This is a genomic window from Pseudomonas sp. W2Aug9, assembly GCF_023127755.1.
Taxonomy (GTDB): Bacteria; Pseudomonadota; Gammaproteobacteria; order Pseudomonadales; family Pseudomonadaceae; genus Aquipseudomonas; species Aquipseudomonas synxantha_A.
Map to the genome: position 1 here is coordinate 1 of NZ_SPKL01000032.1, position 12,694 is coordinate 12,694.

At 58.5% G+C, this 12,694-nt stretch carries 11 protein-coding genes; 6 read left to right on the top strand and 5 right to left on the bottom strand.

All coding sequences use genetic code 11. The features are described 5' to 3' along the window. The first annotated feature begins 161 nt into the window (after window positions 1–161). Entirely contained in the window at window positions 162–1,268 is a 1,107-nt protein-coding gene (zapE, locus tag E3O56_RS19805) for a cell division protein ZapE (protein WP_148853717.1), read from the top strand. A 165-nt stretch (window positions 1,269–1,433) separates the two neighbouring features. Then, entirely contained in the window at window positions 1,434–1,928 is a 495-nt protein-coding gene (locus E3O56_RS19810) for a GNAT family N-acetyltransferase (protein WP_248128866.1), read from the top strand. A 98-nt stretch (window positions 1,929–2,026) separates the two neighbouring features. Here the strand turns inward: E3O56_RS19810 and E3O56_RS19815 are convergent, their stop codons facing one another. The 4 genes from E3O56_RS19815 to E3O56_RS19830 form a co-directional block, all read right to left on the bottom strand. Next, on the bottom strand, window positions 2,027–2,239 hold the full coding sequence (locus E3O56_RS19815; RefSeq protein WP_032875909.1) for a hypothetical protein: 213 nt from the start codon (window positions 2,237–2,239) through the stop codon (window positions 2,027–2,029). Window positions 2,240–2,381: 142 nt separating this feature from the next. Next, the gene (locus tag E3O56_RS19820) at window positions 2,382–4,619 is read right to left on the bottom strand and encodes a TonB-dependent siderophore receptor (protein ID WP_248128867.1); all 2,238 of its coding nucleotides are present in this window, start codon (window positions 4,617–4,619) and stop codon (window positions 2,382–2,384) included. 127 nt (window positions 4,620–4,746) lie between these two features. Next, a complete protein-coding gene (locus tag E3O56_RS19825) occupies window positions 4,747–6,489 on the bottom strand; it encodes a phosphoethanolamine transferase CptA (RefSeq protein ID WP_103734322.1) in 1,743 nt (580 codons plus the stop codon). 154 nt (window positions 6,490–6,643) lie between these two features. Continuing rightward, window positions 6,644–6,820 carry a DUF6026 family protein gene (locus E3O56_RS19830; RefSeq protein WP_157243918.1) on the bottom strand — a complete coding sequence of 59 codons (177 nt, stop codon included), beginning with the start codon at window positions 6,818–6,820 and terminating at the stop codon, window positions 6,644–6,646. Between the two features lie 259 nt (window positions 6,821–7,079). Between E3O56_RS19830 and gnd the strand changes: the two genes are divergently transcribed. From gnd to E3O56_RS19845, 3 genes are read left to right on the top strand one after another with little or no spacing between them, the layout of a single operon-like run. Next, complete coding sequence (gene gnd, locus E3O56_RS19835) at window positions 7,080–8,063, top strand: phosphogluconate dehydrogenase (NAD(+)-dependent, decarboxylating) (protein ID WP_032875901.1); 984 nt, start codon at window positions 7,080–7,082, stop codon at window positions 8,061–8,063. Continuing rightward, on the top strand, window positions 8,060–9,583 hold the full coding sequence (gene zwf, locus E3O56_RS19840) for a glucose-6-phosphate dehydrogenase (RefSeq protein WP_005788671.1): 1,524 nt from the start codon (window positions 8,060–8,062) through the stop codon (window positions 9,581–9,583). The genes gnd and zwf overlap by 4 nt, the downstream gene beginning before the upstream one ends. Then, window positions 9,580–10,404, top strand: a complete 825-nt coding sequence (locus tag E3O56_RS19845) for an HAD family hydrolase (protein WP_248128868.1) — start codon at window positions 9,580–9,582, stop codon at window positions 10,402–10,404. The genes zwf and E3O56_RS19845 overlap by 4 nt, the downstream gene beginning before the upstream one ends. A 67-nt stretch (window positions 10,405–10,471) precedes the next feature. Here E3O56_RS19845 and E3O56_RS19850 read toward each other — a convergent pair whose 3' ends face one another. Next, window positions 10,472–10,732, bottom strand: coding sequence for a hypothetical protein (locus E3O56_RS19850; RefSeq protein WP_032875895.1), 261 nt, complete (start codon window positions 10,730–10,732; stop codon window positions 10,472–10,474). A 344-nt stretch (window positions 10,733–11,076) separates the two neighbouring features. On the opposite strand from E3O56_RS19850, the gene E3O56_RS19855 reads away from it, so the two are divergent. After that, window positions 11,077–12,399: a sigma-54 dependent transcriptional regulator gene (locus tag E3O56_RS19855; RefSeq protein WP_078821498.1), complete on the top strand. Its 1,323-nt coding sequence runs from the start codon at window positions 11,077–11,079 to the stop codon at window positions 12,397–12,399. Window positions 12,400–12,694 lie beyond the last annotated feature (295 nt).

Here is a 12,694-nt window from a genome sequence, read left to right on the forward strand (position 1 = left end):
TGTCGAATTCCGGCCAGCGTGGTTTAACGGGGCGCCTGAGATCAAAAGCAGATCAAGATCAAGAGCGGCTCGCTTCGCATCGTGGTTACGGTTGGTGACTACAAACCAGGCTCAACGGGGCGTGCCCCCTCTCATATTTAGTCCGCAGAGCAGCATCTGACATGACGTTCGACTCGCCCCTCATTGCCTACCAGCACGCTATCGCCCAGCAAGGCTTCGTCTCCGACGACGCCCAGCGTCGGGCGGTGCAGGCTTTGCAAACCTGTCACGAGGGGTTGCATCAAGGCCATTCGCCAGTTGCCGGGGTCTATCTGTGGGGGCCGGTGGGGCGTGGCAAGACCTGGCTGATGGACCAGTTCCACCAAAGCCTGCGTGTGCCCGCGCGGCGTCAGCATTTTCATCACTTCATGGGGTGGGTGCATCAGCGCTTGTTCCAGCTCACCGGAACCCAGGATCCTTTGCGGGCGCTGGCTCAGGAGCTGAGCCAGGAAGTGCGCGTGCTGTGCTTCGATGAACTGTTTGTCAATGATATCGGCGACGCGATCATCCTCGGGCGGCTGTTCCAGGTGATGTTCGAGCAAGGCGTGGTAATGGTGTGCACCTCCAACCAGCCGCCTGATCAGTTGTATGCCGATGGCTTCAATCGCGAGCGTTTTCTGCCGGGCATCGACGCGCTCCAGCAGCATATGCAAGTGGTGGCGGTGGACGGTGGCGAAGATCATCGCCTGCATCCGGGGGTGGGGCAGCAACGCTATTGGGTGAATCAACCGAATGCACTGGCTGCGGTGTTCAAGCAATTGAGCCAAGGCCAGGCCGTAAGCAGCGGGGCGGTGAGCGTGGGGTACCGCTCCATTGTGGCGGTGCAGGCCAGTGATACGGTGCTCTGGTGTCGTTACGCCGAACTGTGCGAGCAACCCCTGGCCGCGATGGACTTCATGCTGCTGTGCGATCGCTTCGAGGCCATCCTCCTGGGTGAGGTCCCGAACCTCAGCGCCCAACAGCGCCCGGGGCGGATTGCCCGTGGCACCGAGGACGGCGCCGAGCGTGTGATGGCCGGGGACCGCCAATTGCCGCAACTGTCGGTTCATGATGACAGCGTGCGGCGCTTTATCGCCTTGGTGGACGAATGCTACGACCGTAAGGTGCCACTCTTTATCGAGGCCCGGGTACCCTTGGAGTGCCTGTACACCGAAGGCTACCTGGAGTTTCCATTTCGTCGCACCCTGAGCCGCTTGCAAGAGATGCAACTGCAGCGCTTTGCTGTCTAGGAAAAATCCCCACTCCAGGGGCTTTTGCGCGATTTGATGCGAGCAACCTTCGCAATTTCCGTCAGATATTTGTAGTTAATCTCCTTCATCTACTGCCGACTCCACGCTTACAATCGAGGCTCTCAAAGGGGAACGAATCCCTGGTTGTCGTTATCGAGGAAGGAAATGGACACCCCAGACATCCTGGTGCTGCAAGCCAGCTATACCAACGAGGTGCACGCCAACGCCATCGGCTTGCTGCTCAACCACTATGCGCAAGACCCGATGGGCGGCGGCCACGCCTTGTCAGCCGATCTGTTGCAGCAACTGCCGGCTGAACTGGCCAAGCGTCCTCATGCGTTAAGCGTGCTGGCATTTGTCGGTGGCGAACCGGCGGGGTTGGTCAATTGTTTTGAGGGCTTCTCGACGTTTGCTTGCCGCCCGCTGGTCAACGTTCACGATGTGATGGTGAGGGAACAGTTTCGTGGCTTGGGCTTGAGCCAGAAAATGCTGCAGAAGGTCGAAGAAATCGCCCGCCAGAGGGGCTGCTGCAAGATTACTCTGGAAGTGCTTGAGGGCAATGAACTGGCGCAATCGGCGTATCGCAAGTTCGGGTTCGATGATTCAGTATTTGATCCGAAGTATGGCCATATGTTGTTTTGGAGCAAGTCGCTGTCATAAATGACTGGCGAAAAAAAGGCGCCATTAGATGGCGCCCAATAAACCTTTGCCAACGGAGCGGGATGGCGCAGGGTATTACGGATTAACTAAGCATTAAATCAACTGTTCGGTTGTTCCTGGCTGACGGTATCGACTTTCAACGTCTTCCCGTCGGCAGAGGCCATTCGTTGCTCTGCTGTGCCGTGAGTTTGCTGTTGAATGAAGCTGAAGTTGTCGTAGAACTCCTTCGAACGCTCTGAACCGCCCTCTGCGAAGGCAGCGGCGGAGGTCAGGGTCATCAGGCTGGCAAGCATCAACGTCGAGATTTTCATCGCGGTATTCCCATTAAGAGTGATAGGTGTCTGGCCGTTCCTTGATCAGAATCATGGAGCGACTATGGCGCTATCTTATTAAGTGGGAATTAACTGACAGGCACTGCGAAGTTAACGATTTTGTTAACTTCGCAGGGAGCGACTACAGCCTCCAGTCCAATGCAAGCGTGATAGATCGCGGGTCACCCCAATACACACCATTATAAAAGCCGACACGTTCGTAATATTTTTTATCAAATAGATTGTTAACGTTAACCGAGGCGGAAACCTGTTCGTCGAACTGGTAGCGTGACATCAGGTTGACCACGGTGTAACCCTGTTGCGTGATCTTCGCCCGCGTGGTTATCGGCCGACCTTCGCTATTGCGTGCCCCTGTGGGCCGGTTACCGAAATCGTAGATTTCGCTTTGCCAGTTCACCGCGCCACCGACGGTGAGGTTGCGCCATGCGCCCGGCAGGCGATAGGCGCTGGAAACCTTCAACAGGTTCAAGGGCTGGCCCGTATTGGTACGTTTGTCTGAGCCATTAAGCGAGTGGGTGTAGGTGTAGCCGGCGGTCAGGTTCCAGTCCGGCCGGATTTCGCCTGCGGCTTCCAATTCGAAGCCGTTGACCTTGTTACCCTTGCCGCCAGACTTGTAGTACTCCTCGCCAGTGACGGGGTTGGGTGGGACCGAGTCATCGCGCTCTGCAACGTTGTCCTGGGTGCTCCAGAAATAGGCGGCCGTCAGGTTCAGGCGCTCATTGAGCAGGCTGCCCTTGAGCCCCACCTCATAATTGCTGCCCACCACCGGTTCCAGGTACTTCTTGTTGACATCACGCCTGTCCTGCGGCTTGAAGATATCGGTGTAGCTTGCGTAAACGGTGTACTGCGGGGTGATGTCATAGAGCAGCCCGGCGTAGGGCGTCCACATGTCGTTGTGGGTCTGGCGTGTTTTGCCGGCAGCCGTCAGTTGATCATTGTCGTTGTATTCAGGCGTTGCGCTTTCCAGCTCCCAGCTGCCGTAGCGGCTACCCAGCACGGCATGCAAGCGGTCCGTAAGGCTCAGTCGAGTGGCGAGGTAGCCGGCTTTCTGCTGTTTTTTGCTGTGTTCGCCCTTGAGGTCGGTGACCGTGTCGGCGAACTTGCCGATATCGCCCATGTGCTTCCAATCCTCGATGGGGTAGTAGCTGGCAGGCAGGTCGTTACGCATAAAGGGCGAGACGTCCCGTTGGGCGGCCTCGCCATAGCCCATCATCAACCCGTGTTCGCGGCCCAGCAGGGTGTAGCTGCCGGCCAGGTTGAAGTCGATGGCTTCCATCCGCGACGTACCGCGCATATGACTGGCCCAGGCCGTCATGCCGCTGCGGTCCGCATTGGGAAAACCGGTGCCGCCGTAGTAGACCTTGCCGTCGGTGTCACTTTGGCGATGGGTATAGGCAGCCTTCAAATGCCAGTCGCCGCCGAGCCGATGGTCGAGGGTGGCGAAGGTGGTCTTGTCAGTCAGCGGCCAGGAGCTCCAGTGCGCCGCCATATTGGTGGAGCGAGGCAACCTTGCCTTGCCGCCCTGGCTGTTCCAGTAGGGCACAGTGCCCCAGGAGGTGCCTTGTACCTGTTTGTCCTGGTAATCAAAACCTACAGCCAGCACCGTATCGTCTGAAAGGTCACCTTCGAGAATGCCGTAGCCAACTGCGCGCTGCAGCCCATAGTTATCGCGAAAGGATTTGCTGTCACGGTAGGCCAGGACGCTACGCCCGCGCAGCTTACCGTCGAACGCCAAAGGCCCACCTACGTCGATGTAGCTGTAGTAGTTGTCATGGCTGGCGCCACTCACACCGGTCTGTGCCTGCCATTGGGCAGTAGGGCGCTTGCGCACCATGTTTACGGTGGCCGATGGGTCGCCCGCGCCTGTGGTCAGGCCCGTGGCGCCGCGTACCACTTCGATACGGTCGTAGATGATGGTGTCGGCGTCGGACTTCATGTAGCCGAATGTGTTGAGCATCCCATCAACCTGGAAGTTGTTGATGCCGTAACCGCGGGAGGAGTAGTAGACACGGTCCGAATCGTTATGTTGAACGTTGATGCCGGTGGTCTGGCGCAGCACTTCGGTCAAGGTGTTGAGGTTGAAGTCATCCATCTGCTGGCGTGTGATCACCGAGATCGATTGCGGGGTTTCCTTGATGGAAAGGTTCAGGCGGGTGGCGGTATTCATCGAACCGGTGGTGTAGGCACCGGTGTGCTCGGTGGTGGACCCAAGGCCGTCGGCGCTGATAGTGGTCGCGCCCAGCTCCAGGGCTTTGCTGGAGGCTTGTCCGGGGTCGATTTCAGCCAGCAGATCCGGGCTCAGCGCAAGACTGAACAGACCGAAGGTAATGGTCATGGAACGGGTAAAAGGCGCGAACATTGCGGCAGACTCCTTGTCGTCTTTTAACCCTCCCGGGGTGGGAGGGCATGGTTCAAAGACGAAAGGAGGTGTGGAACTTTAGGCTTAAACGAGAACGATTGTTATCTTTGTGTTGCAGCGCCCCTGATTACTTCGCCACCACTTCGGCGCCATTGGCCTTCTTCGGCTTGATCAGGCTGAAGTCGATCAGGGCCTTCTGCTTGGTTTCGTAAGGGTTGCCGATCAACAAGGGCCGAGGCTTGAAGCTGTCGCTGACCAGGCTCTTGCTGTGGTCCAGTTCGTCAAAACTCAAGCCTGCCATGTCGGCCCAGGTATGGATCAACTGCGAACTGCTGTAAGGCCGTTGCAGGTCGCCGGCGAAACTCCAGTCGTGGCTTTCGCGCCACTTCGGTGAGGCGTAGGCCATGAACGGGATAGTGTACATCGGTGCAGTCGGCTTGCCTTCGTTGCGGCCCAGGGTGTCGTGGCCGGCGGAGTCGAACACGTCTTCGCCGTGGTCCGAGAGGTACAGCAAAAAGCCATTGGGGTCGGTCTTGGCGTAGTCCTTGATCAGGCTGGAGACCACGAAGTCGTTGTACAGCACTGCGTTGTCATAGCTGTTGTAAGTCGGCAACTGCGCGTCGCTGACACCGGCCGGCACGCCCTGGCGGTCGGTGAACTTGTCGAACGTCGGCGGGTAACGGTACTGGTAGCTCATGTGAGTACCCAGCAGGTGCACCACGATGAACTTGCGCTCGGCGGTATCGGCCAGGGCCTTGGAAAAAGGCGCCAGCACATCGCCGTCGTACTGGCGGGCGTTCTGGTTGCGGTTGTTGTTCAGATACACCTGCTCGTCGGCCTGTTCGGAAAAGGTCGTGAGCATGGTGTTGCGCTTGGTCATGGTCTGCTGGTTGGTGATCCAGAAGGTCTTGTAGCCGGCCTGTTTCATCACGCTGACAATCGACGGCGTCTTGAGGTACAGGTCCGGGTTTTCTTCATCGGCAAAGGTCAGCACCTGTTGCAGCGCTTCAATGGTATAGGGGCGAGGGGTGATGACGTTATCGAACACGGCCAGTTGGTCGCGCAGCTTGTCCAGTTCCGGCGTGGTGTTGCGCGGATAACCGTACAGGCTCATGCGCTGGCGGTTGGTGGACTCGCCGATTACCAGTACCAGCGTGGACGGCTGGCCGGCCATGCTGTCCTTGAGGTTCTTCAATGGCGGGATCTGGCTGGCGCTGTTGAGCATGCCCTGCATATTGTCCAGCTGTTCGGTGTAGCGACGGTAGGCGACGATCATCTGCCAAGGCACGGCAGGCTCGATACGGGTTTCGAAACGATCAATGGCCAATTCCATGGTTTCGCTGGTGGCGATTTGCTTGACCAGCGGGTAGCCCACAACCGCCAGGACAATGGCGATGGCCGCCACGATCGACTGGCCGCGAGGCAGGTACACCGGGCGCAGGCGCGTCCAGAGGAAGATAGCGAAGGCGGTGTGGGCTATGAACGCCAACACGATCCACCAGGCAAAATATTGGGTCGCGTATTCGCCCGCTTCGGAGATGTTCGACTCGAACATGATGAAGATGACGCTCTGGGAGAACTCCTGCTGGTAAATGAAGAAGTAACCCAGGCTGGCCATGGAGCAGGCCCACAACACCACACCGATCAAGGCGGCAAGCAGGCGTGTCTTGCGCGGGAACAGCAACATCGGCGCCAGCCACAGTGCACTCATGAAGAATGCCTGGCGGAAACCACTGAAGCCGGACGTGCCGGTCAGTTGGATAAGAAGCTGGGTAATACCCGAGAAATACCAGAAAAACAGGAATAGCCAACCAAGGCCGGCCCAATCAAAGCCTTTCGCAGTCGTCGTGCTGCGTTTGAACATCGCCATCCAGCGCCCCATCAGTCAATGATCGTCGCGCAGAGTCGCGCGACATCGGGCCGCTCAGAACGTGAGCGGCATCGCGGGCGGGAGTATCAGGATAAGTGTGTGAAAACTTTGTGAGTTTTCCGTAGGTATTGCCTTACAAACTGACCAGGTGCGTTCAGCAGAGCGCCGGCTTGGCCTGGGATGGCAGCTCGAGCTGGGCTTGAAGGTGTGAACGCAGACGCAGGACTTCCTGTTGCAACTGATCGCGCTCGTCCTTCAACTGGCGCAATTCATCGCGACGGATGCTGACGTAGAGGGTCTGTGGCGGGCGGGTCATCTGTGCTGTGCTCATTGCTTACCTCGCAAATAGCCGGTAGATCGCGCTGCTCAAACAGGGTTTGGGCAACAGTCGGAAGCAAGTTTGAATTCTTTTTTGCAGCAAGGGAACTTTTTTATTTTTGGCGGTCGTGTGACTTTTCAGGCGGTGATGGTGAAACGATGGCAACTTTTTTGTCATGAAACTACACGGATCCGCTCTGGACTAACCCTCATTAGCCTCATTGCGCTATAAACTATGTCACACATTTTTTAGAAGTTAGGAGCATCAGCACATGCAACTGGGGATTATCGGACTAGGCCGCATGGGCGGTAACATTGCGCGGCGCCTGATGCTCAATGGGCATACCACCGTTGTATACGACCGTAACGAAGCCTTCGTCAAAGCCTTGAGCGAGGAGGGCGCCACTGGCGTCGCCGACTTGAATGCCCTGGTGGCTGGCCTGCAAAAGCCCCGTGCGGTCTGGGTAATGTTGCCGGCGGGCGCGCCCACCGAAGACACCATCAATGCCTTGAGCGAGCTGCTCGAAGACGGCGATGTGATCATCGACGGCGGCAATACCAACTACAAGGATGATGTACGTCGCGGCAAGGCCCTGGCTGAAAAGGGCCTGCACTACGTTGACGTCGGCACTTCCGGCGGCGTCTGGGGCCTGGAGCGTGGCTATTGCATGATGATCGGCGGCGACGTCGAGACCGTGCAGCGCCTGGACCCGATCTTCAAGAGCCTGGCCCCCGGCCTTGGCAATATCCCGCGCACCAAGGACCGTTCGGCCGCAGCCGACCCACGCGCCGAGCACGGTTATATCCATGCAGGCCCGGCGGGTTCCGGTCACTTCGTCAAGATGATCCACAACGGCATTGAATACGGAATGATGCAGGCGTTCGCCGAAGGTTTTGACATCCTCAAGACCAAGAACTCGGAAAACCTGCCGGAGGATCAGCGCTTTGACCTCAACGTTGCCGATATCGCCGAAGTCTGGCGCCGTGGCAGCGTGGTGTCGTCGTGGCTGCTGGACTTGACCGCCGACGCCCTGGCCACCGACCCGAAACTCGATGGTTACTCCGGTTCCGTAGCGGACAGCGGCGAAGGCCGTTGGACCATCGAAGCGGCCATGGAACAAGCGGTGCCGGTACCGGTGCTGTCGACGTCGCTGTTTGCGCGTTTCCGCTCCCGCCAGCAGAGCACCTACGGCGACAAAATGCTGTCTGCCATGCGCTTCGGCTTTGGCGGCCATGTGGAGACCTCCAAAAAATGACCGCCAACGGCAAGAAACCCAAGGCCGAACCTGCTCCACCTACCACGTTGTTTCTGTTTGGCGCCCATGGCGACCTGGTCAAGCGCCTGCTCATGCCGGCGCTGTACAACCTGAGCCGCGACGGGTTGCTGGGCGATGGCCTGCGTATTGTCGGCGTTGATCACAACGCCATCAGCGACGCAGACTTCGCCAAGAAGCTTGAGGATTTCATTCGCACCGAAGCCGCCAGCAAGGTCCGGGGCAATGCTGAACATGCCCTGGACCCTGCGCTGTGGGCGCAACTGGCCAAGGGCATCAGCTATGTCGAGGGCGACTTCCTCGACGACGGCACCTACGCGGATATTGCGCAGAAGATCGCCGACAGCGGCACCGGCAACGCCGTGTTCTACCTCGCCACTGCGCCGCGCTTCTTCAGTGAAGTGGTGCAGCGCCTGGGCAGTGCCGGTTTGTTGAATGAAACGGACGATGGCTTTCGGCGTGTGGTTATCGAGAAGCCGTTCGGCTCCGACCTGGCCACCGCCGAGGCGCTGAACGCGTGCCTGCTCAAGGTGATGAGCGAGAAGCAGATCTACCGCATCGACCATTACCTGGGCAAGGAGACGGTGCAGAATATTCTGGTCAGCCGCTTCTCCAACGTGCTGTTCGAAGCGTTCTGGAACAACCATTACATCGATCACGTGCAAATCACCGCGGCTGAAACCGTCGGCGTTGAAACCCGAGGTAACTTTTTCGAAAAAACCGGCACACTGCGCGACATGGTGCCCAACCATCTGTTCCAGCTACTGGCGATGGTCGCCATGGAACCGCCGGCAGCCTTTGGTGCCGATGCGGTGCGCGGTGAGAAAGCCAAGGTGGTGGGTGCGATCCGTCCCTGGTCGCTGGAAGATGCGCGGGCCAACTCCGTGCGTGGTCAGTACACCGCTGGCGAAATCGCTGGCAAGCCATTGCCCGGTTATCGCGAAGAAGCCAACGTCGCACCCGACAGCAGCACCGAGACCTTCGTTGCGCTCAAAGTGATGATCGATAACTGGCGTTGGGTCGGTGTGCCGTTTTACTTGCGAACCGGCAAGCGCATGAGCATCCGCGACACCGAGATCGTGATCTGCTTCAAGCAGGCGCCTTATGCGCAATTTCGCGATACCGAAGTCGATGAGCTCAAGCCCACTTACTTGAAAATCCAGATCCAGCCGAACGAAGGCATGTGGTTCGACCTGCTGGCCAAGAAGCCTGGGCCGACTCTGGAGATGGCCAATATCGAGTTGGGTTTTGACTACAAGGACTTCTTCGAGATGCAGCCCTCGACAGGTTACGAAACCCTGATCTACGACTGTTTGACCGGCGATCAGACGTTGTTCCAGCGTGCCGACAACATCGAGAACGGTTGGCGCGCCGTGCAGCCGTTCCTGGATGCATGGAAGGAAGACGACGGTATCCAGGCCTACAAGGCTGGCGAAGATGGCCCGGTGGCAGCGGATGCGTTACTCGCTCGTGACGGCCGCACCTGGCACAGCCTCGGATGAGTGACGTAACGATTCATCCCATCCGCTTTGTCCTCAGTGATGTAGACGGGACGCTGTTGCACCCCGACCACAGCCTCAGTCAGCGCACCGCCGACGCAATTGCTGCGATGCGTGAAGCCGGGGTGCTGTTCAGCCTCGCCAGCGGGCGTCCGCCCAAGGCGATGCTGCATTTGATCGAGACGTTTGGCATCGATGTGCCGGTGGCCGGCTTCAACGGCGGCACGCTGGTCAACCCGGATGGCAGTATCCTGGTGGCTCACCATTTGCCGGCAGACGCGGCACTGGTCACGCTGGCGCTGTTTTCTGCCGAGCCGGACGTGGAGGTGTGGGTGTTTGCCGACGGCGATTGGCTGCGCCGCGACCCGCCAGGGCCAATGATGCAGCGCGAAGCTGATGGCTTGGGCTATGGCCCGGTGGTCGTGGAGAGTTTCGAGCCCTACCTGGACCGGGTCGACAAGATTGTCGCGGCCAGTAACAACACGCAGTTGCTGGTGGAGTTGGAAGCGCAGTTGCAGCCCAAGGTACAAGGTTTGGCTCAGGTATCGCGTTCGCAGCCGGTGTATCTGGACGTGACCGCAATGCTGGCTAACAAAGGCGAAGCCTTGAAAACCCTGGCCGAGCACCTTGGCGTGCCGCTGAACCAGACCGCCGCCATCGGCGACGGCGGCAACGATCCGGCGATGTTTCACGTGGCTGGGTTGTCGATTGCCATGGGTCAGGCTGAAGAAACCGTCAAGCGTCAGGCCAATGTGGTGACCGGCAGCAACGTCGAGGACGGGGCTGCCGAGGCATTCGAGCGGTTTATTCTCGCGGCATGCTAAGTACTTGAAGTGTTATTGCACAACTTCCAGCCGATGTTTGACGTTGGCTGGAAGTTGTCGCATTGAATTACTTCGGCATTGCCCAGGACTGTAACTGGTAGCCATCTTTGTCGAGCTCGGCGCGAGCCTGCAACAACAGGTCTTCAAGTTGAGCCGGGTCGGTATAGGCAGTCGACGATAGCTGTTTTCTGCCGATACGGGTGTTGGTCCGGTCGATGACGCTCAGGCTGAGGGCGCCATTGCCATCGTGCCAGGCCACGCACTGAAAGGGTTGGAAGGCACGGTCTGCAATCAAAAGAGCTTCGTTGATGCGCAGCGGAGCGTTCATTTGGGTCTTCTCTCTGTATGCCCATTCAAGTGAGTACCGGCGGTTGGGCTGACCGTACGGTGGGTTACTTGTACTGATGCACGATGATGGGGTGCGGGTCACATGCTAGAGCAAGAAATTTTAACTTTCCCTGACTAACGTCATGTAAGCGGCTGTTTTGAAAGCTGATTGAAAGTTTCGGCAGCAGCAAACTTTTTGCCCCCGATTAAACACACATGGCTTTTTGCCCGCACTTATAGCGAAATAGTACAAGGTGAGCGTCAAGATCTTGCTAGGGTTAGCGCCAGGCGCCCCAAATCCTTGTTTCTAAATAACTTTAATAATCTTGGCGCCAAGGAATCGTCATGATTGTGACACCTGTTCAACGCCGCTTGCTGGTAGTCGAGCCCTGTGATGACTGTCACAGGCTACTACCCGGCTTGCGCACTGCCGGCTGGGAAGTTGACAGCTGTGCATTGCAGGCGGTGGGGGATCGTTCTTGCGATGTGGGCCTGCTCCGCTTGCAGCCCTGCCATCTGGAACGCCCCGAGGCGGTCAAGGAGTTGATTGGCCGCAGCGGTACCGAGTGGATCGCCGTGCTCAGTCCTGAAGTCCTGCGTTTGCAGAATGTCGCAGACTTTGTCTGCGAATGGTTCTTCGATTTTCATACCTTGCCGTTCGATGTGGCTCGGGTCCAGGTGACCATTGGGCGTGCGTTTGGCATGGCGCGACTGCGGGGCAAGGGTGTCGTGCCGGTAGATGAAGCCCACGAGTTGTTAGGCGACAGCCGCCCGATTCGTGAACTGCGCAAACTGTTGTCGAAGTTGGCGCCCACCGAATCGCCGGTACTGATTCGTGGCGACAGCGGCACCGGCAAAGAGCTGGTCGCCAAGACCCTTCATCGACAATCCCAGCGCCACGCCAAGCCGTTTGTGGCGATTAACTGTGGGGCGATCCCTGAACATCTGATCCAGTCGGAACTGTTCGGCCATGAAAAGGGCGCCTTTACCGGCGCACATCAGCGCAAGGTCGGACGGATTGAGGCGGCCCACGGTGGCACGTTGTTTCTGGATGAAATCGGCGATTTGCCGATGGAGCTGCAAGCCAACCTGTTGCGCTTTCTTCAGGAAAAACATATCGAGCGCGTCGGCGGCAGCCAACCCATTTCGGTGGATGTGCGGGTGCTGGCAGCCACCCATGTGGATCTTGAAGCCGCGGTGGAGAAGGGCGCCTTTCGCGAAGACCTGTATTACCGCCTCAATGTCTTGCAAGTAGTCACGGCCCCATTGCGCGAGCGCCATGGTGACGTGGCGATGCTGGCCAATCATTTTTCGCGTTTCTACAGCCAGGAAACCGGCCGACGCCCGCGCAGCTTCAGCGAAGAGGCATTGGTGGCGATGGGGCAACACCCGTGGCCGGGCAATGTGCGTGAGCTGGCCAACCGTGTGCGCCGCGGTCTGGTGCTGGCCGAAGGGCGCCAGATCGAAGCCGTGGACCTGGGGCTGCAAGGCCAGCAGGTACTTTCGCCGCCGATGGCGACACTGGAAGACTACAAGCACCGCGCCGAACGCCAGGCGTTGTGCGATGTACTCAATCGGCACAGCGATAATTTCAGTGTTGCAGCCCGTGTGCTGGGGATTTCCCGGCCGACGTTCTACCGGCTGCTGCACAAGCACCAGATCCGCTAAGGCGGGTTGTGGAGGGTAATGCCGGTCAGTTAAGCGCAGATCCCCTGTGGGAGGGGGCTTGCTCCCGATGGCGGCCTCAGGACCGGCCGGGATGTTGGATTAGACCGAGTACATATCCGTTATTTGGGTAACGGCTGCTACTGGTTCCGCTCTTACAGCGGGTCACTTTTGAAAAGAAGAGCCCAAAAGTAACCAAAAGGCTCTTGCCCCACCACTCGGCACCTCGCCTGGGCTCGGTGTGCCCGTAATCCGCCAGGGATTTGGGGGGCCGCCGCCACGCGCCATCCATGGCGCG